The sequence below is a fragment of the Mucisphaera sp. genome, from assembly GCF_965279675.1.
Taxonomy (GTDB): domain Bacteria; phylum Planctomycetota; class Phycisphaerae; order Phycisphaerales; family Phycisphaeraceae; genus Mucisphaera.
This window is the reverse complement of record NZ_CBDIIJ010000002.1, coordinates 1,224,704-1,247,918: the sequence shown is the minus strand read 5'-3', so window position 1 is coordinate 1,247,918 and position 23,215 is coordinate 1,224,704. Positions and strand designations below refer to the sequence as shown.

General features: G+C 61.7%; 23 protein-coding genes. 13 read left to right on the top strand and 10 right to left on the bottom strand.

Annotation, left to right across the window (positions count from 1 at the left end):
• The first annotated feature begins 33 nt into the window (after nt 1-33).
• The 4 genes from ACQZAB_RS05475 to ACQZAB_RS05460 all read left to right on the top strand — a co-directional run bounded on the left by ACQZAB_RS05475 (nt 34) and on the right by ACQZAB_RS05460 (nt 3,091).
• Nucleotides 34-552, top strand: coding sequence for an adenine phosphoribosyltransferase (locus tag ACQZAB_RS05475; protein WP_428387804.1), 519 nt, complete (start codon nt 34-36; stop codon nt 550-552).
• A 30-nt stretch (nt 553-582) separates the two neighbouring features.
• The gene (locus ACQZAB_RS05470) at nt 583-1,419 is read left to right on the top strand and encodes a CPBP family intramembrane glutamic endopeptidase (protein ID WP_428387803.1); all 837 of its coding nucleotides are present in this window, start codon (nt 583-585) and stop codon (nt 1,417-1,419) included.
• Between the two features lie 31 nt (nt 1,420-1,450).
• Nucleotides 1,451-2,557, top strand: a complete 1,107-nt coding sequence (locus ACQZAB_RS05465) for a nodulation protein NodZ (RefSeq protein WP_428387801.1) — start codon at nt 1,451-1,453, stop codon at nt 2,555-2,557.
• A 75-nt stretch (nt 2,558-2,632) separates the two neighbouring features.
• Entirely contained in the window at nt 2,633-3,091 is a 459-nt protein-coding gene (locus tag ACQZAB_RS05460; RefSeq protein ID WP_428387800.1) for a hypothetical protein, read from the top strand.
• A gap of 3 nt (nt 3,092-3,094) precedes the next feature.
• On the opposite strand, the gene ACQZAB_RS05455 is transcribed toward ACQZAB_RS05460, so the two are convergent.
• Nucleotides 3,095-3,514 carry a thiol-disulfide oxidoreductase DCC family protein gene (locus ACQZAB_RS05455; RefSeq protein ID WP_428387798.1) on the bottom strand — a complete coding sequence of 140 codons (420 nt, stop codon included), beginning with the start codon at nt 3,512-3,514 and terminating at the stop codon, nt 3,095-3,097.
• On the bottom strand, nt 3,496-4,011 hold the full coding sequence (locus ACQZAB_RS05450; RefSeq protein WP_428387796.1) for a hypothetical protein: 516 nt from the start codon (nt 4,009-4,011) through the stop codon (nt 3,496-3,498). Before ACQZAB_RS05450 ends, ACQZAB_RS05455 begins: the two co-directional genes overlap by 19 nt.
• A gap of 147 nt (nt 4,012-4,158) precedes the next feature.
• On the opposite strand from ACQZAB_RS05450, the gene ACQZAB_RS05445 reads away from it, so the two are divergent.
• The 4 genes from ACQZAB_RS05445 to ACQZAB_RS05430 all read left to right on the top strand — a co-directional run bounded on the left by ACQZAB_RS05445 (nt 4,159) and on the right by ACQZAB_RS05430 (nt 8,671).
• Nucleotides 4,159-5,034, top strand: a complete 876-nt coding sequence (locus ACQZAB_RS05445; RefSeq protein WP_428387795.1) for a PHP domain-containing protein — start codon at nt 4,159-4,161, stop codon at nt 5,032-5,034.
• Between the two features lie 107 nt (nt 5,035-5,141).
• Nucleotides 5,142-6,632 (top strand): class I adenylate-forming enzyme family protein, encoded by a 1,491-nt coding sequence (locus tag ACQZAB_RS05440; protein ID WP_428387793.1) that lies wholly within the window; start codon nt 5,142-5,144, stop codon nt 6,630-6,632.
• 150 nt (nt 6,633-6,782) lie between these two features.
• Nucleotides 6,783-7,562 (top strand): prepilin-type N-terminal cleavage/methylation domain-containing protein, encoded by a 780-nt coding sequence (locus ACQZAB_RS05435; RefSeq protein WP_428387791.1) that lies wholly within the window; start codon nt 6,783-6,785, stop codon nt 7,560-7,562.
• A gap of 110 nt (nt 7,563-7,672) precedes the next feature.
• Nucleotides 7,673-8,671 carry a 3'-5' exoribonuclease YhaM family protein gene (locus ACQZAB_RS05430; protein ID WP_428387789.1) on the top strand — a complete coding sequence of 333 codons (999 nt, stop codon included), beginning with the start codon at nt 7,673-7,675 and terminating at the stop codon, nt 8,669-8,671.
• Here ACQZAB_RS05430 and ACQZAB_RS05425 read toward each other — a convergent pair.
• Nucleotides 8,668-9,054 (bottom strand): S-adenosylmethionine decarboxylase, encoded by a 387-nt coding sequence (locus ACQZAB_RS05425; protein ID WP_428387787.1) that lies wholly within the window; start codon nt 9,052-9,054, stop codon nt 8,668-8,670. The two genes, ACQZAB_RS05430 and ACQZAB_RS05425, sit on opposite strands and share 4 nt — an antisense overlap.
• Before the next feature lie 186 nt (nt 9,055-9,240).
• Here ACQZAB_RS05425 and ACQZAB_RS05420 point away from each other — a divergent pair, with 186 nt between their 5' ends.
• Complete coding sequence (locus ACQZAB_RS05420; RefSeq protein WP_428387785.1) at nt 9,241-10,080, top strand: ZIP family metal transporter; 840 nt, start codon at nt 9,241-9,243, stop codon at nt 10,078-10,080.
• Between the two features lie 320 nt (nt 10,081-10,400).
• Nucleotides 10,401-10,940, top strand: a complete 540-nt coding sequence (locus tag ACQZAB_RS05415) for a CIA30 family protein (protein WP_428387783.1) — start codon at nt 10,401-10,403, stop codon at nt 10,938-10,940.
• Between the two features lie 18 nt (nt 10,941-10,958).
• Here ACQZAB_RS05415 and ACQZAB_RS05410 read toward each other — a convergent pair whose 3' ends face one another.
• The 5 genes from ACQZAB_RS05410 to ACQZAB_RS05390 form a co-directional block, all read right to left on the bottom strand.
• Entirely contained in the window at nt 10,959-12,305 is a 1,347-nt protein-coding gene (locus ACQZAB_RS05410) for a dihydrolipoamide acetyltransferase family protein (protein ID WP_428387782.1), read from the bottom strand.
• Nucleotides 12,306-12,438: 133 nt separating this feature from the next.
• Nucleotides 12,439-13,167 carry an FkbM family methyltransferase gene (locus ACQZAB_RS05405; RefSeq protein ID WP_428387780.1) on the bottom strand — a complete coding sequence of 243 codons (729 nt, stop codon included), beginning with the start codon at nt 13,165-13,167 and terminating at the stop codon, nt 12,439-12,441.
• 1,005 nt (nt 13,168-14,172) lie between these two features.
• On the bottom strand, nt 14,173-15,216 hold the full coding sequence (locus tag ACQZAB_RS05400) for an alpha-ketoacid dehydrogenase subunit beta (RefSeq protein ID WP_428387778.1): 1,044 nt from the start codon (nt 15,214-15,216) through the stop codon (nt 14,173-14,175).
• Nucleotides 15,217-15,275: 59 nt separating this feature from the next.
• Nucleotides 15,276-15,704: a hypothetical protein gene (locus ACQZAB_RS05395; protein WP_428387776.1), complete on the bottom strand. Its 429-nt coding sequence runs from the start codon at nt 15,702-15,704 to the stop codon at nt 15,276-15,278.
• Nucleotides 15,705-15,741: 37 nt separating this feature from the next.
• Complete coding sequence (locus tag ACQZAB_RS05390; RefSeq protein ID WP_428387774.1) at nt 15,742-16,875, bottom strand: thiamine pyrophosphate-dependent enzyme; 1,134 nt, start codon at nt 16,873-16,875, stop codon at nt 15,742-15,744.
• Between the two features lie 229 nt (nt 16,876-17,104).
• Between ACQZAB_RS05390 and bamA the strand changes: the two genes are divergently transcribed.
• The 3 genes from bamA (at nt 17,105) to lpxD (ending at nt 21,308) form a co-directional block, all read left to right on the top strand.
• Nucleotides 17,105-19,483, top strand: a complete 2,379-nt coding sequence (bamA, locus tag ACQZAB_RS05385; protein WP_428387772.1) for an outer membrane protein assembly factor BamA — start codon at nt 17,105-17,107, stop codon at nt 19,481-19,483.
• A 124-nt stretch (nt 19,484-19,607) separates the two neighbouring features.
• A complete protein-coding gene (locus ACQZAB_RS05380; RefSeq protein WP_428387769.1) occupies nt 19,608-20,210 on the top strand; it encodes an OmpH family outer membrane protein in 603 nt (200 codons plus the stop codon).
• Between the two features lie 57 nt (nt 20,211-20,267).
• Nucleotides 20,268-21,308, top strand: a complete 1,041-nt coding sequence (gene lpxD / locus ACQZAB_RS05375; protein WP_428387768.1) for a UDP-3-O-(3-hydroxymyristoyl)glucosamine N-acyltransferase — start codon at nt 20,268-20,270, stop codon at nt 21,306-21,308.
• A gap of 211 nt (nt 21,309-21,519) precedes the next feature.
• Here the strand turns inward: lpxD and meaB are convergent, their stop codons facing one another.
• Both meaB and ACQZAB_RS05365 read right to left on the bottom strand, forming a co-directional pair.
• Nucleotides 21,520-22,608, bottom strand: coding sequence for a methylmalonyl Co-A mutase-associated GTPase MeaB (meaB, locus tag ACQZAB_RS05370; RefSeq protein ID WP_428387767.1), 1,089 nt, complete (start codon nt 22,606-22,608; stop codon nt 21,520-21,522).
• Nucleotides 22,609-22,784: 176 nt separating this feature from the next.
• Nucleotides 22,785-23,204 carry a hypothetical protein gene (locus ACQZAB_RS05365; protein ID WP_428387765.1) on the bottom strand — a complete coding sequence of 140 codons (420 nt, stop codon included), beginning with the start codon at nt 23,202-23,204 and terminating at the stop codon, nt 22,785-22,787.
• Between the last annotated feature and the right edge of the window lie 11 nt (nt 23,205-23,215).

The window sequence follows — 23,215 nt, the reverse complement described above, 5'->3', positions numbered from 1 at the left end:
TCTGGATATTCATCCCTCCAACCTGGCGGTCCCATGCTCCAACTCACCGACCTCATCCGCGACGTGCCCGATTTCCCCAAGCCCGGCATCGTCTTCAAAGACATCACCCCCCTGCTCGGCGACCCCGCCGGGCTGGCCCTCGCCGTCGAAATGATGGCCAGCCCCTACCGCGGCAAGGGCATCGAGCTCGTCTGCGGGGCCGAATCCCGGGGCTTTATCTTCGGCACGGCCATCGCCCAGGCCCTATCGGCCGGCTTTGTCCCCATCCGCAAGCCCGGCAAGCTGCCCTCCAAGACCCGAGCCGTCAGCTACGACCTCGAATACGGCTCCGACACCCTCGAAATGCACGAAGACGCCGTGAAACCCGGCCAGAAGGTGCTCATGGTCGATGACCTCCTCGCCACCGGCGGAACCATGAAGGCCTGCTGCGACATGGTCCGCGACACCGGCGGCGAGATCGCCGGCATCACCGTGCTCATCGAACTCCTCGGCCTCAAAGGCCGGGACCACATCAGCAGCCCGCTCGATATCCACGCCGTCATCACCTACTAGACCCCGGGTTCAGCTAAGACCATTGCTGTCATGAGCAAGAAGACCAGGGACAAGCCGCCGCCACCCGCGATCGCTTCCTACTGGGAGCAGACCCGGCAGCCCCTGCAATCGCTCTACTTCCTGCTCCCGCTGCTGCTGCTCTACGAATTCGGCGCCTGGTGGCTCGGGCCCGGCCCCGGCGAGCGCCTCCCGCCGATCTTCGCCGAACGGCTGATGTTCGACTTCTTCGAGATCGTCGGCATCCCCGGCACCTACCTCCCCGGCATCCTCGCCGCCGTCGTCCTCCTGATCTGGCACATCCTCCGCAAAGACCCCTGGCGACCCGCACCCAAAACCTGGGGCGTCATGTGGCTCGAATCCGTCGCCCTGGCCATCCCGCTGCTGGTCCTCATGGCCGCGATCTTCCGCCAGCCCATCGCCCCACCCGCCGAAGAAACCGCCTCGCTCGCCACCCTGCTCCCGGAGATGCTCGCCGCGCAGCCCGGCTCCGACGCCCTCGCCGCCATCGGCTCCTGGCCGCAAGGCGTCGTCTTCTCCATCGGCGCAGGGATCTACGAGGAACTGCTCTTCCGCCTCATCGCCATCTCCCTGATCCACATGGTCCTCTCCGACCTGCTCGCCCTGCCCGAACCCGCCAGCTCGCTCGGCGCGATCGTCCTCTCGGCCCTACTCTTCTCGATCTACCACTTCGAGTCGATCAACCCCCTCGGCTGGAGCCCGCTGGAGTGGTCACGCTTCGGCTTCTACCTGATCGCCGGCCTCTACTTCGCCGCCGTCTACGTCCTCCGCGGCTTCGGCATCGTCGTCGCCGCCCACGCCGCCTACGACGTGATCGTGATCACGCAGTACTTCTGGTCGCGCAGTTAAGATCGTCCGACCAACGAAGAAGGTTTGTTACATGAAACAGCACTACATCATGGCGAGATCGCCTAACTGTGGCATCGGTGATCATCTAAGCACCGTGCTCGGAACCTGGCATTACGCCAAACAGACGGGTCGTACCCTTCTGATCGACTGGAGAGGCTCACGGTTTAATCAGCGACCCGGACACAACTGCTTCTTTGACTATTTTCAGACCACCGACCACATCGGAAACGTCCCGGTCATCGCCGATGACTTTGTCATCGACCACGCGCTCGAGGGACCCTGGTACGACGCTAAATGGACGCCAGAGAACATCACAGCCACCCAGCACGTCCCACATACCGAGGAAGAAATTCTCGCGATTCACCGAATGATTCTTCAGACCGAACCACGCCCCGAACCCACGATCATCGTTAACCAACACCTGACGCTGCCCCAGAATCCTGAGGTAATCAAACACGCACTTGCGGATATACAGTTTCACCCACGCTATCAAGAGGCAGCACTGCGCATACACGAAGAACAGGCACCAGGTTCGGCGCTAATTGGCATACACATTCGACACGGCAATGGCGAGAATATCGGAGGACGTGTTGCGTACTGGCTAGACGGCCTCGACCTCTTCCGTCAGCTTCGGCGCAATAGGAAAAAATCTATACACCAGAAGCAAAACACCGGGCGATTCCTTGATAACATGCCACCCTGTCTCACCGCGGTCAGAAGTAACACAAAGACAGAAAGATATCTGTATAAGCAAATCCGGCAGATCTTCACTCGACTCGCCGGGCAACTCGACACTCCCGCGAAACCCCTCCTACTGACCGACGCGCCTCAGGTCGTCGAAGGCCTGAGCAGAGAGTTACCCGATCTCATCCGCTTCGATAGCAATCTCCTGCCCGCCGGCCTCGGGCCCCTCCATCAGATCGATAGTCGCAGCCACCTTGTGAAGAACACACAAACCACAACCGACGACATGTTCACCGAACTCGCCCTACTTAGACGATGCCAAGCAGTCGTCTGCATCCCGAGCCAATTCACACTCCTCACGAGAAACGAACTCCCAACCCACCAAACGGTCTCCCTGCAGACAACCCTTATCAACCGCGCGATCACCAAACTTGCTTACAAGTTCCCCTTCTGAATACCGTTCGCCTACAACGTGATCGTGATCACGCAGTACTTCTATAGCAGGCACTAATCAAGACCCTGACAAATGATGGCCAATCGCATCGTCACGGCAGTCTTTGTTGGAGTAGCAGTGGTTGCCTTCTGCCTCATATCCATGATTCTCTTCTACGGCTACGCAGTACTGTTTACGCCAACGACTCACTTCGACATTGATCCCAGTATCAGCGGTTTAATCGAGGTGATCTACGACGCCGACGCAGTATCTAGCCGTAACAAGGATGGCAGTCTCGTATTGAAGATCGATGCCTCAACAATCCACATAGGTCCACAAATCATGTCGGCGCTTACAAATGGCACTCGCATGACGTATCAGATTGGCGAGAACGAGATGCAGGAGCACGATGGACTTATGGACCATTTTCACCTACTAGACATTGCTGGTAGTGGCCCGGATGAGAGACTCTACTTTGTTGTCGGAAATGCAATCGAGGCTCGACGCGCTCGGTTGAGGTTGATAGACAGCAGACTAAACCGCTCACGTCAGTAAGCTCTACCCCAACACGCGCCCCGCCGGCAGCACACACTTCCCCGCCGGCAGCCACCGCCGCACCCGCGCCACCAGCCGATACACCGGATCACGCAGCACCCTCGGGACCGCCAGGCCCAGCCGCGACAATCCGCCCCAGAACCCACCAACCAGTTTGAGTGCCCGCAGCACCGCCTCGCTGTTTCGATGGACCCGCTTCTCCGCATCCACCAGCACCGCCGAACCCCCGCCCGGCCGAACCTCATCGGTCAAACCCAACGCCGCTGCCGTCTCCCCACCCAGCGGCGCAAAGCTGAGAATCCCTTCCCGATCCTTCGAGGCCACCCACGCCACCGACCCACGACAGAACCCGCAGTCCCCATCGAAGAACAGGATGGGCACCGACGGCTCGGTCGTGATCTGGCTCAGAGGTGTTCCAGGCACCATTCAAAGAGCGTACGCCACTCGCGCCGCTGAATCGCGATCAATTCGGCCTGACGCTCATCGCCCCGGGCCACGGCACGCTCCACCCGGTCGACGAACTCAATCGCATCGAACGGCCCGAGCGTCGTGCCCGAGCCCGCTCCGCCGCCGGCCGAGGTGATCCGGCTCTGTGCCGGGTGCACGCCCACCTTCCGATACCAGTGCCTGGCGTTGCTGAAATCTCCCTCGCGCCGATGCATGATCGCATGCAGATACGACCCCGTCGGCGTGTCGATCGCCTGGCTCACCGCATGACTGGCCTCCAGATCATCGATATACAGCCAGAGCGCCGCGACCAATTCCGGCTTGCTACCGATGGCCTCATCCTCAATCAGTTTTTGAACCAACGCCACCAGACCTTGGTCGGGCTGGCCTTTGCTCACGAGCGTCGGCATGGTCTGGTTGATGGTCAGTCGGTCGAACAGGGGCCGCAACACCGGCTCCACGGGCTCAGTCAAATGGGGGCACATCCGCAGCGAATCCTCTCTCGGGAGACCTCTCGTCCTGTCCTGTTATCGGGAAGCCGAGGTCTCCCCCTTCAGCAGTACGCAAAAGATGCCGCGCTTTCGTGAGCAAGCCATGGATTCCACCTAAGATTTTCTTTAATGACCTGCGATCTCCACGCCCATTCGACCGCTTCGGACGGCCTGACCCCGCCCAGCGACCTGGCACACCGCGCCGCCGAGGCCGGACTCGAAGCCTTTGCGCTGACCGACCACGACACCACCGCAGGCGTCGCCGAAGCCGCCCAGGCCGCCGAAAAGGCCGGCCTCGCCTTCCTCCCCGGCATCGAGCTCTCCTCCGACCCCTTCTCGATCCTCGACACCCCACCCACTGTCCGCTTCGGCACGCTCCACATCCTCGGCTACGGCATCGACCCCGACCACCCCGGCCTCAACGCCGTTTGCGACGAACTCAAACAGGCCCGCGACGAACGCAACCCCGAGATCGTCGACAAGCTCAACACCCTCGGCGTCCGGATCGACTACCAGCAGGTCATCGACCACGCCACCGAGACCGGCTCAGGCGTCGTCGGCCGTCCGCACATCGCCGCCGTCCTGGAGAAACACGGCTACGTCCGCTCCCACCACGAAGCCTTCAAACGCTACATCGGCGAAGGCGCCCCCGCCTACGTCCGCAAGGACGCCCTCTCCGCCGAACGCGCCATCGCCACCCTCCACGAGGCAGGCGGCCTCGCCGTGCTCGCCCACCCCATCCAGCTCACCCGCGACCGCGACCTCCTCGGCCGCGCCGTCCTCCGGCTCCGGGAACTCGGCATCGACGGCATCGAGGTCATCCACCCCGACCAGAAATCCGGCACCCGCCAGGGACTCGCCCACCTCGCCCGCAAACTCGGCCTCTTCATGACCGGCGGCTCCGACTACCACGGCAAAGAACACGGCGCCAAACTCGGCGCTATGCGCGTCCCCCTCACCTACTACCAGACCGTCGCCGAACGCCTCACCCGCGCCGCTGGTTAACGACAAACAACACCCCTTGTTTTGTCAGACCTGCGAAGGCCCAGCTTGACCCCCCCACCCCAACCCCGCGACACTCCTAGGCTCCCGTCACACCCGTCGGAGCACCCATGACGCCTCTCTGGACCATCCTCAACAACTGCCGGAAGCACCCCAAACGGGTCGCCATGGTCGACGACCTCCGTACCTACACCTACGGACGGCTCGGCGTCGGATCGCTCATCATGGCCGGGGCCATCCGCCGACTCACCGATCGCCAACGTGTCGGCGTCATGCTCCCGACCTCCGGGGCCTTCCCGCTCGTCCTCCTCGGCTCCTGGCTCGCCGGCCGGGTGCCCGTGCCTATCAACTACCTGCTGTCGAAATCCGACCTCGCCCACGTCGCCAACGACGCCGACATCGACACCATCATCACCGTCGAGAAGATGCTCGACTTCGTCGGCGGGCCCGAAGCCATCCCCCCCGGCGTCAAGCTCGTCTTCCTAGAACAGCTCAACCTCAAGAGCCTGCCCGAACTCCGCTGGCCCCGGCTGCCGAAGTCCGAAGACGACGCCGTCCTGCTCTACACCTCCGGCACCTCCGGCAAACCCAAAGGCGTCCGGCTCACCCACGGCAACATCGCCGCCAACATCCAGTCCATCGCCGAACACGCCAAAGACATCGACTACGGCACGTTCCTGGGCGTCCTCCCGCAGTTCCACAGCTTCGGCATGACCGCCCTCACCCTCTGGCCGCTGTCCCGCGGACGCAAGGCCGTCTTCACCGCCCGCTTCGTGCCCAAGAAGATCACCGAACTCATCCAGGAACACGACGTCTCGGTCTTCGTCGCCGTGCCCTCGATGTACGGCGCGCTCATGTCCGTCAAAGGCGCGACCGCCGACACGATGAAGTCGCTCCGCTTCTCGATCTCAGGCGGCGAGCCCCTCTCCGCCGACCTCGCCAACCGTTACTGCGAGCGTTTCAAGATCCCGATGTACGAGGGCTACGGACTCACCGAGACCTCGCCGGTCACCAACTGCTGCATCCCCGGCCAGACCAAACCCGGCTCCGTCGGCCGCGCGATCCCAGGCGTCCGCAACCTCATCGTTGATGACAACCTCAACCTCCTCGGACCCAACGAAGACGGCGAGATCCTCATCGTCGGACCGAACGTCATGGCCGGCTACCACCACCTCCCCGACCTGACCGCCGAGGTCATCATCTCCCTCACCCTCCCCACCGGCGAGACCGTCCGCGCCTTCCGCACCGGCGACATCGGCCACCTCGACGACGAGGGCTACCTCTTCATCACCGGCCGCAAGAAAGAGATGCTCATCATCTCCGGCGAGAACGTCTTCCCCCGAGAAATCGAAGAAGTCCTCAACACCCACCCCTCCGTCCACGCCTCCGCCGTCATAGGCGTCCGGGACCCCAACCGCGGCGAACTGCCCATGGCCTTCGTCGAAATCGAAGAAGGCCACGACTTCGACGAGCAGGCCCTCAAAACCCACTGCCGGGAGCACATGGCCCCCTTCAAGGTGCCCCGCGACATCCGCAAGCTCGACGCCCTGCCCCGCAACCCCACCGGCAAAATCCTCCGCCGCGAACTCAAGCCCGATTAATCAGCATCCCATGAACGCTCCCGTTTGGGACAAATCCTCAGAAAAAGCGCTTCATCCGGGGCCGGTTAACGCTTAACCTGTCATCGGGACGATACTTCGTCTGTTCGAGAGGCACCATTGTTCGACCTGACTTCGTTGAGGGACGAGGACATGCAACCAGTTATCGATACCCTGTCCATCCGCGCCCGCCGTTCGGCCTTCACGCTGATCGAGCTGCTGGTCGTGATCTCCATCATCGCCCTGCTCATCGGCATCCTGCTGCCGGCCCTCGCCAGCGCCCGCAACGTCGCCAAGCGCATGCAGTGCGCCAGCCAGATCCGACAGATCGGCATCGCCTTCGAGATCTACGCCAACGAGCACCGCGAGCTCTACCCCCTCGCCGGAGCAACCATCGGCTGGAACCAACGCGACGGCATCGACACCCCGCAGTCCAACGGCAGCCGCATGTTCTCCTGGATGCAGCAGATCTCCACTTACATCCAGGACGAAACCTTCTTTTCCGGCTGCCCCACCTACCCCCAGGACAGCCCCTACCACTATTTCATCTCGGCCAACGCAGCCTTCATCGACAAGCAGCTCAACGACCCCAACCCCTTCTACCCCTGGGCCTCCACCGACCGCCGAAGGATCCGCCACACCACCTCCTTCGTCCTCGCCGGCGACCTCAACCTCCGCTTCCTCGACATCGACGCCGATAAGGACGACTACACCCAGGAGTGCGCCGTCTGGGACCGCAGCCGCTTCAGCACCAACGAAGAAGACGCCTGGAGCTACTGGGAACCCCACCACCAGGGCGCCCTCAACCTCCTCTTCGCCGACGGACACGTCGCCAGCTTCTCCAACTACGACGAGAACAAGATCACCTTCCAGTACGACCGCATGGGCCCCTGGCGAGACCCCCGGAACCTCACCGAAGCCGACGGCGGCTAAAAGCTTCGAATCTCCGGTGACAACCAGCTGACACCCGATCGCTCTCGATCCCTCGTGCTTCCCGGTACGATGCGCTGTCGCATTGCAAGCAATCACGATGGAGCCAGCCCTTGCCAACCACGCGCACCCCGATCGCTAACCTCGCCCCCGCCGAACTCGTCGAAGGCGCCTTCGCCATCCAGAACTGCCAACTCGGCCAGACCAAGAACGGCAAGCCCTTCATCAAATGCCTCCTCGCCGACCGCTCCGGCCGCACGCCCGGCCGCATGTGGAACGCCACCCCCGAGCTCTTCGCCCAACTCCCCACCGACGGCTTTGTCTATATCGAAGGCCAGACCCAGCCGTACCAGGGCGAGATGCAGATCATCATCCACAAGATCCACGCCCACGAACCCACCGTCGCCGAACTCACCGAACTCCTGCCCTCGACCGAACACGACATCGATGAGATGTTCGCCGAAGTCATCAAGCTCCTCGGCACCCTCGAACACCCACCCATCTGCGCCCTCCGCGATCGCTACCTCGAAGACGGCCCGCTCATGGAAGCCTTCTGCCGAGCCCCCGCCGCCACCGCACTCCACCACGCCTTCCTCGGCGGGCTGCTTGAGCACACACTCTCGGTGATGAAGTTTGCCAAAGCCATCCTGCCCAACTACCCGGAGATCAACCGCGACGTCGTGCTCTTCGGCCTCTTCATCCACGACCTCGGCAAAACCGCCGAGCTCTCCTGGGATGCCGGCTTCGCCTACACCGAAGACGGCCAGCTCGTCGGCCACATCGCCCGAGGCGTGATCTGGCTCCACGACAAAGCCCGCACCTGCGCCGAAGACCCCGAGATCAACCAACCCATCCCCACACGCCTGCTTGCCGTCCTCGAACACATCATCCTCAGCCACCACGGCCAGCCCGAGTACGGCGCGCTCAAGATCCCCGCCACCCCCGAGGCCATCATGATCTCGCTCATCGACAACGCCGACGCCAAGATCAACCTCGCCCTCATGGCCGCCAAACGCAGCCAGCCGGTCAACCCCGACCTCCCGGCCGGCGACTTCACCGAAAAAATCTGGGCCCTCGAAACCAAGATCCTCCGCCCCGACCCAACCGACTAAACCGGCTCCGCCACCAGCTCCTGCAGGTCGTGCTCCCGATCCAGGTGCTTCCACAGCACCCGCGTCGGCTCAAAAACCTGCAGATGCTCCAGCACAAGCTCCGGGTCGAACCCTTTGCAGGAGTAGACGTCCAGCTGCAGCATCCCCGGGTCCGCTTCGTCCCAGCAGTGCAGCGCGATGTGCGACGTCTCGATGATCCCGACACAGGTCAGGCCACGATTCCCAGGCGTATCCATGTAAAAGCAGTTCGGGTTGTTCGGCAGATCAACCAGCTTCATGCCGATCTTCTCAACCAACTCGCAGAACCAGGAAACGGTTTGTTCAACCGACACAGGCGTTCGCCGGGTGTCAGCCCGGATGATCAGGTGTTTGTGTTCCAGCAACGCATAAAGCCTCCGGGCAAAGGCGAAGCGCCAACACTTCGGCGCGAGCGGAAAAGATAGCGATCACCGCACCCCTCCACAAGGACCCGGCAAAAGGAATGTTCGCATGCCTGCCCACCGTCCCAAAAGAGCCACGATCGCGTCACGCTCGTGGTGCCCGGCCCCAGCCGCCGATAGCTTGTGCATATGACACCCTCACCCGCCGACGGCCTGCCCCTCGACGCCCTCATGCAGGCCACCATCGCCGGCATCCTCGCCTGCCTCGCCTGCGGGCTCGGCGCGCTCCCCCTGGCCATCAAGTCCATCGACCCCGCACGCCACCGCGGCCTCGGCTACGCCGTCGCCGGCGGGCTCATGTTTGCCGCCTCGGTCTACAACCTCATCCTGCCCGCGCTCCAGATGGGCCAGAGCCCGGACGAGTTCCAGATCGACCTCGTCCACATCGGCCCGATCCTCATCGGCATCCTCCTCGGCGCAGGCTTCCTCGCACTGACCGATCGCTACCTCGACCACGACCACGAAGAGATCCTGACACCAGATGGCTCACAGCAACCAACCAAGCACTACGGCTGGGGCGGCCGCGTCGGCCTGCTCGTCCTCATCGCCATGACCGTCCACTCCATCCCCGAAGGCGTCGCCGTCGGCACCGGCTACACCTCCGACGCAGCAGGCCTCACCAACAACCTCGGCCCGGTCCTCGCCCTCGCCATCGGCATCCACAACATCCCCGAAGGCCTAGCCGTCGCCATCCCCCTCCGCGCCGCCGGGGCTTCTATCTGGCGATGCTTCTGGGCCGCCGTCCTCACCTCCGTCCCCCAGCCCATCGCCGCCGTCCCCGCCGTCCTGCTCGCCTGGTTCTTCCAGCCGCTCATGCCCCTGCTCATGGGCTTCGCCGCCGGCGCGATGATCTTCCTCATCGTCCTCGAACTCATTCCCCACGCCCTCGAAGAAGAAAAACCCACCCCCATCGCCTGGGCCTTCACTCTCGGCTTCTGTGCGATGCTGCTGGTCCAGGTGGTGCTGTAATATTCAGTAGTGCCAAAGCTTCTAAGCACTACAGAAGGTTACGGGCTGCTCTGTCTATGGAGCCTCGGTATCGCATTAGCGTTGATCGGTGCTACTTACTTTCGTGGACTCAACACATTCCTGTTCGTTTCAACTGGCTTGGCCTGTTGGGCACTGGTTCTGATCTACATCCATTGGATCGTGAGAAAAGATAGATGAGATGGTCACTGGCCGAACTTTGCTGACTCACCCTAAAGTCAAACATGAAAAAACGCATAGTCATATGGATGGGACTGACGATATCACTCCTTTTGCTCTCAGCCTGCGGTTCCGAACCCCAGATGTCTGATGTTCAAGCCACTCAAAGACAACCCATCCGCCTCACCGACTTCGCCAACCTCACCGAGAACCAGCGCTGGCGTATGGTCAACGACAACGTCATGGGGGGCCGCTCACTCGGCCGCGTTCAGTTCGATGACGGCGTCATGATCTTCTCCGGCTCCATCAACACCAATGGCGGCGGCTTCTCCTCCGTCCGCATGCCCCTCGAGCCCGGCACCCTCAAAGACGCCAGCCAGATCCGGCTCCGCGTCCGTTCCGACGGCCGATCCCCCTACCGGCTGCTCATCATCGACAACCTCCCCACCCGACCCCGTACCATCCTCCACCGCCACGACCTCCCGCTCGATCCCAACGTCGCAGCCAACCGCTGGCAGACCGTCACCATCAACCTCGATCAACTCACCCCCAGCTTTCACGGTAACCCGGTCAGCGTCCCACCCTTGAGCAAAGACCACGCCGTCCAACTCGGCTTCATCCTCAACGACACCGGCGACGGTCCCTTCCGCCTCGAAGTCGACTGGATCGAAGTCGTCAGATAAAGCTGGCTGCTGACAAACTTAAACCAGCAACCCCGCCGGCTGCTCCAGCATCCCGGTCAGCGTCTGCAGATACTCCGCCGCCGTCGCGCCATCGACCACCCGGTGATCGCCCGACAGCGTAATCCGCATCACGTGACCCGGCACGATCGCGCCGTCACGCACCACGGCCTCCTGAATCGCCGCACCGATGCCAAGAATCACCGCATTAGGCGGGTTCACGATCGGAATCACGCTCTCCGAGCCGAACATCCCGACGTTCGACACCGCGATCGTCGAGTCCGCCATCTCGTCAGGCGACAGCCCCGTCTCCCGAGCCTTCTTCGCCAGCGCTCGCGTCTCCGCAGAGATCGTCCGCAGGCCCTTGTTCTGCACGTCATGAATCACCGGCACCACCAGCCCGCCGCCACGCTCGGCCGGCAACGCCACGGCCACACCAATGTTCACCGTCCCGTGCTGCTGGATCGCATCCCCGCCCCAGGAACTGTTCACCACCGGATGCTGCACCGCCGCCAACGCGACCGCCCGCAGGATGAAGTCGTTCACCGACAGCTTCACCCCCTGCGACTCCAGCTGAGCATTCAGCGTCTTCCGCAGCTCAAGCAGCGCATCCATCGACACCGCCGAGGTGATGTAAAAATGCGGGACCGTGGTCTTGCTCTCGATCAGCCGCTTCGCGATCGTCTTCCGCATCCCCGACAGCTTGATCGACTTGGCCTCCAGCGACACCGAAGCCGTCGCCGGAGCCGCCGTGCCCCCGCCAATCGGCGACGAACTCACCTGACCCTTGGCCGCCGGCGACCCGCCACCACTCTCCCCACCGCCAGACTTGGTCTCGCCCTTCGCCGCCGCCAGCACATCCCGCTTGATGATCCGCCCGTCCGGCCCCGACCCCTCCACCGACGCCAGATCCACCCCATGCTCCTCCGCGAGCTTCCGAGCCAACGGGCTCACCCGGATCTTCCCGCCGCCGCTGCCCGACCCGCCAGACTTGGGCGAAGAGGACGACGCCACTTCGGGTTCAGCCTTCTCTTCTTTCTTGTCTTCTTTGGAAGCCTCAGCCGCCCCGCCGCCTCCGCTGCCACCACCAGACCCCGGATCGGCCTTCGCCGCCTCTTCGACGGACTCTCCATCCGCCGCGAGCACCAGGATCGCCTCGCCGATGGGCACCGTCTCCCCCTCCTCGATCGCGATCTTCGCCACCGTCCCATCCTCGAACGCCTGGAGCTCCATCGTCGCCTTGTCGGTCTCGACATCCGCCAGATGATCGCCCGCCGCGACCTTGTCCCCCACCGACACGTTCCACTTCAGCAGCGTCCCCTCCTCCATCGTGTCCGACAAACGGGGCATCTCAATCATGATCGGCATCGCGGGCATCTCCTAAGACTTACAACGTTAGTTTAGTCGAGATCCAAGAAGCAGTCTCTGGTCTCGATACGCGGCGAGAAATGCGAGACCGGAATACTCAGGAGACCTGAAAGCTCACGCCAGCATCGCGGCATCAGTCCAAGATCGCGGTTGTGTCTAAGCCATATCTTGCCAAACGGTATCCTTTGCCTTTCAGCCTAGAGATTAGCCCGCTATCCTCCGCACCATATAAGTGGACATGCTCGTAATTGATTGCTCGAATCGGGATCTCGCAATCCAGAAACCAGTTAACAACCCTCGCATCCCAACCCTCCGTATCAACCTGAAGTAGATCGATAGTTTCAAGATTATATTTTTCAATAAATGCCTCAGCCGTTAGAGACTGCACGGTCTCACCAATAATCCTCCCCCCCAACCCAGCGTATGCAGAATATTGCCTTTCAAGCTTTGAGCGATCAAAGCTTGAATATACAGATAAATTTGCGAGCGATTCATTGTCGGGCGCAACACGCCAAAGTATCGCCTCACCATTCGTATCATTCAGGGCGGCGCGAATAGTGGTAACACGCCGATTGTCCGCATAGAGGGAAGCAAGTTTTTCGTAACGATCAGGAAGTGGCTCCAACAAAAATGCCCTGGCATCCGATTTGTTAATCAGATTCACCACCGGGTCCACAACCAAGCCATCGTTGGCGCCAATCTGAACGATCGACCTTATTTGATTAGATTTAAGATCATTTGCTTCTAAAAGCAGAGTAAGCAGGTCGAAATCACTGAGCACACGATCATCACGATCGTAAGTAATCCTGAGACCATGGGACTTCAGATATAATTGAATTTTCTCCTTGATCCAGGCGCGCATTTACGACTCCTTTAGAAGAAATGGATTACAAAAAAAAGACTAATAATTCAGAACCCAATCTACTAGCTGCCTCGCCCTTACACGATGTGTTCCTACCTCCATGAACCTTCTGTAGCATGTGTCGACATGCTCTTGGTAATCAGATGGATGGCTATAAATATCCGACAAAATATCTATAATATTATTTTTGTTTATGGGAATTACAGGATCGAAACCAAATAGGTCGGAGAGTTCTCGGGGACATTGGCCAAGCAAGATAGTTTTAGATGCTATACCCTCCAGATACCGCAAGGACATGGTCTCGCAACCCTGTGCAACGAGAGGGTGGGTAACAGAACGCGGAAAAGCTATAATTGAACGAGTTTGTCCGAGCGCGACGCGAAGATCTCGCCAACTCGTATACCGTATCCGGGAGCTCTCGACTGGCGAATAAGACCAGCCAAAGCGACTGGCGGAACGGTTGATTTGCTGCGAAATCACAGGCAGTTCTCGGCCATATTCTAGCAACAACATAGAACGCATATCTAAATCTGTATCTGGATAAAAATCGTCCGGGCTAGTGCTCTCGGGAATCCAGCAGAGGTCCAAATCAGGCTTAAGCCCACGCCATCTCTCGCAAGACATGCGCTGTCCAAAGGCAGCACGTTTCACACCATATCTGAAAAACAGCCGATCAAGTAGGTGATCCTCGCCAGGCCAAGTATCAAGGCACCAAGGAATAATGTCAGAGAAAATTCCACGGGGTGCGAAATACCTCACCTGGTTGTAGCCGACAAATACCAGGTGTACACTCTTCCGCAAGTGCGCTAGGCGCCCGTACAGGCCGGTACGATTTAGTGTTCTTCCGGCATTATGAAGTATACTCTGGTTATAAAGTCCCGAAGCGGGCAGGCCACAGGCTTCTATTTCGTTAAAAAAGCCGACAGTATTAATGTACGGAGAGTATTCCGGTATTGGTGGAATAATAACATCGTAAACGCCTTTATGCATCGGCCACACCAAGATTTAAAGGTTATACGTCACCCCACGAATCGCCTCCACGATCTTCTTGGTGTTCGGCAAAAACGCGTTTTCCATCTCGCGGTTGTAAGGCGACGGCACATCATCGCTGTGCACACGAAACACCTGGTTGTCCAGATCATCGAAGCAGTGCTCATAGATCTGAGCAGCCACCTCGGCACCCACCGATGCAAACGGCCAGCTCTGGTCCACCACCACCGCGTAGTTCGTCTTCCGCACCGACTTGGCGATCGTCTTGATGTCCAGCGGACGATAGGTCCGCACGTCCACCACCTCCACGTCGATGCCCTCCTTCTCCAGCACCTCCGCCGCTTCGAGCGCAAAGTGCACCGGTCGCCCCGCACTCACCACCGTGACGTCCGCCCCCTCCTTCTTGACCTCTGCGACCCCGAGCTCGATCACAAAGTCGTCATCCCCCTCAGGCGGCGCCCACTTCCCGCCATGCAGATACCGCGAGAAGTCCTTGTCGCCCCGAGCCCCCATCCCCAGCATCCGCTCCGACTCCAGATTGAAGAACGGATCCAGATCCCGAATCCCCGCCTTGAGCAGGCCCTTGGCATCCCGAGGCGTCGACGGCACCGCCAGCTTCAGGCCCGGCACGCTCGCAAACATCGACTCGACCGACCAGGAGTGCGTCGACCCCAGCTGCCCGCCCGCCCCGTTGTTCCCCCGAAACACCGCCGGACAACCAAACTGCCCACCCGACATGTATAGCATCTTCGGCGCGTTGTTGATGATCTGGTCCGCCGCCACCAGACAGAACGACCAGCTCATGAACTCGATGATCGGCCGCAGCCCGTACATCGCCGCCCCAACACCCAGACCCGCAAAACCCGTCTCCGAGATCGGCGAGTCCACGATCCGGCGCGGGCCGAACTCCTCGACCATCCCCTGACTCACCTTGTAGGCCCCGTTGTACTCCGCCACTTCTTCACCCATCAGGAAGATGCGCTCATCCGCACGCATCTCTTCCTGCATGGCCTCACGCAGCGCTTCGCGGTACTGAATCTTCCGGTCATTCGCGACCATAAAAGGCTCTCTCTACAACAGGGTCTCGGTCAGTCTCGTGTCGTCTACGCCGACTCGGCTCAGTCGCCAAAGCCCAGCGTCCACACCTTGTTCCAGTCCACCTCTTCCCGCGTCGCCATCTGCAGGAAGTGGTCAGGCGGCAGCGTCGGCACACCCAGCGTCTCCGCCCGGTCGTCCAGGTGCAGGTAATGATTCGCAGTGGTTTCATCCAGCGCCCACTGCGTGATCGCCTGATCCCCCGCCTCGGTCCGCTCCAGGGGAGCCGCCAGATGAGGCGCGTTGCCCCGTATCGCCACGGCCGTGTTCGCGTCCAGACGATCCGAAACCACCCCGCCACGCGCCGCGATCACCGCACGCACCTGCTGCTCCTGCTCAGCCGTCATGTCCCCGTAGATAAAGAAGGACTCACCTTCGATCTCGACATCCTGGGCATAACGACAGCCACCAGCCACAAAGACCACCAGCAACAACCAAGCAGAAAGACGCATCAGGCTCATCCTTTGAGTGTGATCGAGACCAGCCAGCCTAGTCGTCGCCTTGGGCATCCTCAAGCAGCTTCACCGTCCGACCGTGGCCGTAAGGACCGTAAGGATTCGCATAAACATCGGTGTACAGCTCGTCCTCGCCCATCGGCTCGGATTCCTCAGCGTACTTCACCGCATCCGTCGCGGCCTTCTTCGCACGAGCATCGATCTCGTCAAACTGCTCCTGCGTCGCCATATCCCGATCCAGCAGGTGACGCTCCAGCGACGCGATGCAGTCCCGCTCCTGCACCTCCGTCACCTCGTCCTTGCTCCGGTACTTCTGCGGGTCCGACATCGAATGGCCCTGATACCGGTACGTCTTGGCGTTCACGAACACCGGCCCGGGTGTCGAGCCATCTCGCGAATACGTCGGGATCGTCCCACGCTCCCACTGCGGGTTCTGAGCCCCGCGGGTCTTCTCGGCCTCCCGGGCAAACACGTCGTAGACGTCCAGCACATCGTGCCCGTTGCACTCCGCGTACCGCATCCCGAAGGCCTCGGCCTTCGCCGCGAGGTCGTCGGCCATCGCCGTACCCCGAGCGATGTGCGTCCCCATCGAATACTGGTTGTTCTCCAGAACGAACATCACCGGCAGATTCCAGATCGCCGCCAGGTTCATCGACTCCAGAAACGCCCCCTGATTCAAGGCCCCATCCCCGAGAAAACAGACCGCCAGGCCGTCCTTCTTCTCATACTGCAGCGCAAAACCAAGCCCCACACCCAGCGGACACTGCCCGCCAACGATCGCATGCCCGCCATACATATGATTAGGCTTATCAAACATGTGCATCGAGCCCCCCTTGCCCTTCGCACAACCCGTGATCTTCCCGAACATCTCTGCCATGCAGTAATTAGGGTCCATCCCCTTCGCCAACGCATACCCATGATCCCGATACGCCCCCACAATCGGATCATCCTGCCGAATCGCCCGACAGATCCCCGTCGCCACCGCTTCCTGCCCAATGTAAATGTGGCAGAACCCCCCGATCTTCTGCTGCATATAGCTCTGCATCGTCCGCTCTTCAAACCGGCGGATCAGACGCAACATCCAGAGCGTATCCAGCAACTCCTCCGAGGAGAGAGCGTCACTCGGACGTGTATGGGCCACAGTGGCCTCCTCCGTAGCCGTCGTCATGGCGACTCCTTCATTGGAACAAGGTCGGGTAACGGCACGACAGCCGAACAAACAGCACATAACCTCGGGCGGACGCAGCGTGTTCCCGTCATAGACCAGTCTAGGACGCTAAAATCGCCGTCGCAAGTGTTCGTACAGACCGCGCATCGGCACATCACGCCGACTTCATTACACTGCCATCCTGTCTCAGGACACCCCTTCCTACCCCGCTAGCCTGGAGTAAACCCGCGTGCGGCTGAGCCCGGGCCCGATTCTGACCCCCCTGATCGTGTGCCTCACCCTGCTCACGACCTCCCTCCACGCCCAGACCGCCGGGCCCAACCCCGCAGGCAGGCTCATCTCCGACCTGCGCATCGAGGGCCTCGACGAAGTCCCCGAAAGCCTCGTCCGAAACCAGATCCGATCCCGCGTCGGCGGGGCCTACAACCCCGAAACCATCGAAAACGACATCGCCAGACTCACCCACCTCGGACGATTCGGAGCCGTCCGCGTCCGCTGGCAGCCCGCCCCCGATGGCAGCGCCATCGTCACCTTCAGCCTAGACGAACTCGACGCCATCGCAGACGTCGCCGTCGTGGGCAACAAGGCCCTCACCGACGCCGAACTCTACGACGCCGTCCAACTCCGACCCGGCGACCCCGTCGATACCTTCCTCATCGATCAGGGACGAAGAGCCATCCTCGGCCTCTACCGCGAAGCCGGCTTCTTCGCCGCAGATGTCGAGGTCAACCAGGCCCTCCTCGCAGACGAAGGCGTCCTGATCTACCGCGTCCGCGAAGGCCCGCGCATCCGCGTCCGATCCATCCAGTTCGAAGGCAACACGGCCTTCGAAGCCCGCAGCCTCAGGCCCGGCATCGAAACCGACACCGCCCTGTTCATCTTCCGCAAAGGACGACTCAACCGCGAGCAGCTCGACCTCGACGCCGCCGCCGTACGCACCTACTACCGCAGCCGAGGCTACCTCGACGCCCGCGTCGGCTGGCGCATCGACCTCTCACCCGACCAGACCGACGCCGCCGTCACCTTCGTCGTCGAAGAAGGCCCCCAATACCGCGTCGGCGCCATCCGCGTCGAAGGCGCCACCCTCTTCACCCACGAACAGATCCGCAGATACCTCCTGCTCCTCCCAGGCGACTTCTACAGCCAGGAACGCGCCCAGGCCTCCATCGACGCCATCAACAGCCTCTACGGAAGCCTCGGCCACCTCGATACCGCCGTCTCCATCGAACCCCTCTACCGCGAGGCCGGACATGTCGTCGATATCCTCGTCGCCATCTCCGAGGCCGAACCCGTCACCGTCGGCAAAATCTCCGTCAGCGGCAACGACCTCACCCGCACCAAGGTCGTCCTCCGCGAAGTCCGAGGCATGACCCCCGGCCGACGCTTCGACGGCAACGGCCGCGAACAGACACAAAGGCGACTCCAGCAGTCCGGCCTCTTCGGCCAGCCACAGGTCACCATCATCCCCGGCCCCGAACCCGATGTCCGCGACGTCGTCATCGACGTCAACGAACAGAACACCGGCTTCATCCTCTTCGGAGCAGGCATCAACTCCGACGCCGGACTCTCCGGTGGCGTCCGGGTCACCCAGCGAAACTTCGACATCCTCGACTGGCCCGAGTCCTTCGGCGAACTCGCCCGCGCCGAGGCCTTCCGCGGCGCCGGACAAAACTTCCTCCTCTCCCTCCAACCCGGCACCGAAGTCAGCGAATACGCCATCTCCTTCGGCGAGCCCGCCCTCTTCGATACCGACTTCTTCTTCACCAGCTCCGCCTCCTTCCGCGACCTCGTCCGCGAAGACAACGACGAACAACGAGCCGCCCTCACCTTCGCCGTCGGCAAACGCTTCGGCGACGTCTGGTCCGCCCGCATCCGCCCCCGCGTCGAAAGCGTCCGCATCATCGATGTCGAAGACGACGCCCCCGTCGATGTCTTCGCCGTCGAAGGATCCAACTTCGTCTCCGGAATCGCCGCCGTCGTTCGACGCAACACCACCGACGACCCCATCAACCCCACCACCGGCTCCAGCACCACCCTCACCCTCGAGCAGGTCGGAGCCCTTGGCGGGGACTTCGACTTCACCGTCGCCGAATTCGACTTCCGCAAATTCTGGCCCGTCGATGTCGACTACCGCGGCCGAACCTCCATCTTCAGCCTCCGCTTTCAGACCTCCTACATCCTCCAGGAAAACCAGGCGCCCGTCTTCGAACGCTTCTACGCCGGCGGCCACCGAACACTCCGAGGCTTCCAGTTCAGAGGCATCGGGCCCAGAGGCATCCGCGACAACAACCAGAACGGCAACGCCGACCCCGGAGAAACCCCAGGCGACGACCCCATAGGTGGCGACTTCCTCCTGCTACTCGGCTTCCAGTACCAGAAACCCCTCATCGACGACTTCCTCGCCGGCGTCATCTTCCTCGATCAGGGAACCCTCCTCGACGAAATCGGCGTCGACGACTGGCGCGCCTCCGTCGGCTTCGGCTTCCGCATCAAAGCCCCCTTCCTCGGGGCCGCCCCCTTCGCCCTCGATTTCGCCTTCCCCATCCTCGAACAGGACACCGACGAGAACCAGCTCATCAGCTTCGATATCTCCCTCCCCTTCCAGTAAACCCCCCGCTTTCGAGCCATTGCCCCGAACCAGTCAGCCTGATACACGTATAGAATCAGGTAAACGGATCCCCACAACGCCCATCCCGCCAACCGGCAGGACAGATCAACACTTAGGAAAAACCATGAACACCCGCCACTGGCTGATGCTCACCGCTGCCGCCGCCATCCTCACCTCCACCTTCTACACCGCCGTCACCGCCCAGTCCGGCATGACCCAGCGGGCCACCACCGTCGCCGTCGTCGATATCCAACGCGTCTTCAACGCCTCCGAACAGAAAGGCGACATCGACGCCAACATGACCCAGAAAGGCGCCGCCCTCCGTGAAGAAGCCCAGGGCTACCAGGAACGCATCGCCGGCATGCGCAACCAGCTCGACCTCTACGAAGTCGGCTCCGAAAACCACCGCTCCCGCGTCCAGGAAATCCAGCAGGCCCAGTTCGAAGCCGAAAGCTGGCTCAAGTGGGAACAGGCCAAGCTCCAGATGGAACAGGCCCGATTCATCAAAACCCTCTACAACGAAGCCATCGACGCCATCGAAGACGTCTCCGAGGCCAATGGCATCGACATGGTCTTCTTCCGCGACGGCCAGCTGCCCGACGGCTTCGAGTCACCCCAGCAGGCCTCCGCCCAGATCCAGCAGCGCAAGCTCATCTGGGCCAGCAACGACGTCGACATCACCGACGCCGTCATCAGCCGGATGAACCTCAACTACCAGGCCCGCTAAGGCTCCGACGCACCCGCCGTCGCGATCAACCCAAGCCAAGCCCCACCCGGCAAAGCCATGGCCACAACGACATCCATCACCATCACGACCGGCGAGCTGTGCCAGCAGCTCGCCGGCTCCTTGCGCGGACCCGACAACCTCAGCATCACCGGCCTCAACAACCTCGAGCAGGCCCAGCCAGGCGACGTCACCTTCCTCACCGACGCCAAGTTCGCCGACCGCTGGCCAGCCTCCCAGGCCACCGCCCTGCTCCTGACCGACGGCATCGATAACATCAACCCCAGCGACAACCAGGCCATCATCACCGTCCCCAACGCCGACCTCGCCATGGCCAAAGCGCTCGCCCTCTTCGAGCCCCCCAGAAACCTCCCGCCCGCCGGCATCCACCGCACCGCCACGGTCGACCCCACCGCCTCCATCGACCCCAAAGCCCACATCGGCCCCTACACCCAGATCGGCCCACGCGTCCAGATCGCCGCCGGGGCCATCATCCACGGCCACGCCCACCTCTACGCCGACTGCCAGGTCGGCGAACACACCGAACTCCACGCAGGCGTCGTCCTCCGCGAACGAACCATCGTTGGCCAACGCTCCATCCTCCACGCCAGCGCCTGCATCGGCACCGATGGCTTCGGCTACCGACCCGACACCGACGACAACGGCCAGCCACGCATCGTCAAGATCCCCCACATCGGCAACGTCATCATCGGCGACGAGGCCGAAATCGGAGCCAACACCTGCATCGACCGCGGCAAGTTCGGCGCCACCACCATCGGCAACCAGACCAAGATCGACAACCTCTGCCAGATCGGCCACAACTGCACCATCGGCAACCTCGTCATCATCGCCGGTAACTGCGGCATCTCCGGCTCCGTCACCATCAAGGACGGTGCCACCATCGCAGGCGGCGTCGTCGTCCGCGACCACATCACCATCGGCACCCGAGCCACCGTCGCCGGCGCAGCCGTCGTCGGCTTCGACATCCCCGACGGCGAAACCTGGGGCGGCTTCCCCGCCCAGCCCGCCAAACAATGGTTCCGCGAAGTCGCCAACCTCAAACACCTCCCCGACCTCGTCAAAGCCCACCGAAAAAAGTAACCCAGCACACCTAACCCGGCCGCGACACGGCCGGAACCACCCGCAGCAACCATGGGTGGCTGTGGGCACGCCCCGTGCCCACAGAACCAAAACGCTCAACGGGTGCCATGATTTCATCAGCCGCAGACCGATAGAGCGCAACAAGAACACCGCGCGTGTGAGAAACCAATTGACAACGCCGGGTGCCACGACCCTTCCAGGGTCGTGCTTCTCAAACCTTCAAAAAACCATCCAACACCGCCCGAGCCCCCGCGGTCGGCGCCAGCCGCCCCGCCTCGACCTCAGCCTCCACCCGCTCCAGCACCTTCACCACCCCCGCGTCCTCCCGAAGCGACACCATCAGCCGATCCTCCACCAGCGCCCACATCCACCGAAGCGCCTGCTTCCGCCGACGCTCAGTCAGCACCCCCGAAGCCCGCAGCCCCTCGATCCGCCCCGTCACCTCCGCCCAAACCGCCGCCACCCCATCCCCCGTCTGCGCACTGCACGTCAGAACCGGCACCTCCCAGCCCCCATCCTTCCGGGGCATAAAATGCATGGCCCTGCGTAAATCTCCCGCCGCCCGCTCCGCCGCCACCACCCGATCCCCATCCGCCTTGTTCACCGCCAGCACATCCGTCACCTCAAGCAAACCCCGCTTGATCCCCTGAAGCTCATCCCCCGCGCCAGGCAGCATCAGCGCCAGAAAACAATCCGTCATCTCCGCCACCACCGTCTCGCTCTGACCCACGCCCACCGTCTCCACCAGCACCACGTCGTACCCCGCCGCCTCCACCAGCAGCAGCGTCTCCCGCGTCTTCTTCGCCACCCCGCCAAGCGTCCCAGCACTAGGCGACGGCCGAATAAACGCCCGCTCGTGCACCGATAGCTTCGCCATCCGCGTCTTGTCACCCAGAATCGATCCCCCCGTCACCGAACTCGAAGGATCCACCGCCAGCACCGCCACCCGATGCCCCTGCTCACAAAGCATCACCCCCAACCGCTCGATAAACGTGCTCTTGCCCACCCCCGGCACCCCCGTGATCCCCACCCGAAGCCCCTTCCCCGTCCGACCCAGCACCTCCGTCACCAGCGCCTCCGCCTCCCGCTGATGCTCCGATCGATGCGACTCCGCCAGCGTAATCGCCCGCCCAAGCACCCCCCGATCCCCCGACACCACCCCCTCCGCCATCTCGGGCACCGTCAACCGCCGACGACGCGGAACCACCCCACCCCCCACAGCCTTACCCTCTCCCGCCCTGTCCACCGACAACGCCGACTTCCCATCCCCCAAATCCGCCTGGTGCTCAAAGTCAGTCATCTGCCACTTAACCTATCGCGAAAGAACAATCTCATTCACCTAAACCGTGAATCTTTGGAGCCAAGATCGTCATCAACCCTTCCCCAGACCGGTAGCCGATTGATATGCGTTGGAAAGCTCATATCACCAAGAAAACCTGTAACCACACCCTGATCCTGCAATCGATCCCGTACCCACTAAACCAAGTCGTCAACACCTGGGTCTAAAGCAAAACGATTCAAGCCATAGACCTCGTCACTCACATCAACCGCATAAACAAAGGAATCATCAACATAGACGATGCAGTAATACTGCGTACATTCCCCGCAATAACCGGCATCTAATCGGTCACGCGTAATCTTGCCGAACTGCCACGCACCAACGGGTTCAAGATCTGACAAACCGTACTCAGCTGGGACGTCTGCTAGAACACATCGCGGTAAATCCTCAACCTCAATCAATCGCGCCGGTATCCATTCGACCTCAGGCGGTGGCCAAAGGACAGGAGCTCCAATCATTAGCAAAGGAACCGAGTAATACTCGCCGAGGCACAGGTACTGACACCCATTGAGAGCCAGCACAAGACTCAAAGCAGCGGCCTTAACAAGCCTCAACATGGAGACACCCT

Excerpts from the sequence above, each read along its gene's own strand:
- ACQZAB_RS05380 (WP_428387769.1), top strand. The coding sequence starts at position 19,608 with ATGAACACCCGCCACTGGCTGATGCTCACCGCTGCCGCCGCCATCCTC.
- ACQZAB_RS05445 (WP_428387795.1), top strand. The coding sequence starts at position 4,159 with ATGACCTGCGATCTCCACGCCCATTCGACCGCTTCGGACGGCCTGACC.
- ACQZAB_RS05410 (WP_428387782.1), bottom strand. The coding sequence starts at position 12,305 with ATGCCGATCATGATTGAGATGCCCCGTTTGTCGGACACGATGGAGGAG.
- ACQZAB_RS05400 (WP_428387778.1), bottom strand. The coding sequence starts at position 15,216 with ATGGTCGCGAATGACCGGAAGATTCAGTACCGCGAAGCGCTGCGTGAG.
- ACQZAB_RS05470 (WP_428387803.1), top strand. The coding sequence starts at position 583 with ATGAGCAAGAAGACCAGGGACAAGCCGCCGCCACCCGCGATCGCTTCC.
- meaB (WP_428387767.1), bottom strand. The coding sequence starts at position 22,608 with ATGACTGACTTTGAGCACCAGGCGGATTTGGGGGATGGGAAGTCGGCG.
- ACQZAB_RS05405 (WP_428387780.1), bottom strand. The coding sequence starts at position 13,167 with ATGCGCGCCTGGATCAAGGAGAAAATTCAATTATATCTGAAGTCCCAT.
- ACQZAB_RS05435 (WP_428387791.1), top strand. The coding sequence starts at position 6,783 with ATGCAACCAGTTATCGATACCCTGTCCATCCGCGCCCGCCGTTCGGCC.
- ACQZAB_RS05395 (WP_428387776.1), bottom strand. The coding sequence starts at position 15,704 with ATGCGTCTTTCTGCTTGGTTGTTGCTGGTGGTCTTTGTGGCTGGTGGC.
- lpxD (WP_428387768.1), top strand. The coding sequence starts at position 20,268 with ATGGCCACAACGACATCCATCACCATCACGACCGGCGAGCTGTGCCAG.
- ACQZAB_RS05420 (WP_428387785.1), top strand. The coding sequence starts at position 9,241 with ATGACACCCTCACCCGCCGACGGCCTGCCCCTCGACGCCCTCATGCAG.
- ACQZAB_RS05390 (WP_428387774.1), bottom strand. The coding sequence starts at position 16,875 with ATGACGACGGCTACGGAGGAGGCCACTGTGGCCCATACACGTCCGAGT.
- ACQZAB_RS05440 (WP_428387793.1), top strand. The coding sequence starts at position 5,142 with ATGACGCCTCTCTGGACCATCCTCAACAACTGCCGGAAGCACCCCAAA.
- ACQZAB_RS05465 (WP_428387801.1), top strand. The coding sequence starts at position 1,451 with ATGAAACAGCACTACATCATGGCGAGATCGCCTAACTGTGGCATCGGT.
- ACQZAB_RS05460 (WP_428387800.1), top strand. The coding sequence starts at position 2,633 with ATGGCCAATCGCATCGTCACGGCAGTCTTTGTTGGAGTAGCAGTGGTT.
- ACQZAB_RS05365 (WP_428387765.1), bottom strand. The coding sequence starts at position 23,204 with ATGTTGAGGCTTGTTAAGGCCGCTGCTTTGAGTCTTGTGCTGGCTCTC.
- ACQZAB_RS05475 (WP_428387804.1), top strand. The coding sequence starts at position 34 with ATGCTCCAACTCACCGACCTCATCCGCGACGTGCCCGATTTCCCCAAG.
- ACQZAB_RS05415 (WP_428387783.1), top strand. The coding sequence starts at position 10,401 with ATGTCTGATGTTCAAGCCACTCAAAGACAACCCATCCGCCTCACCGAC.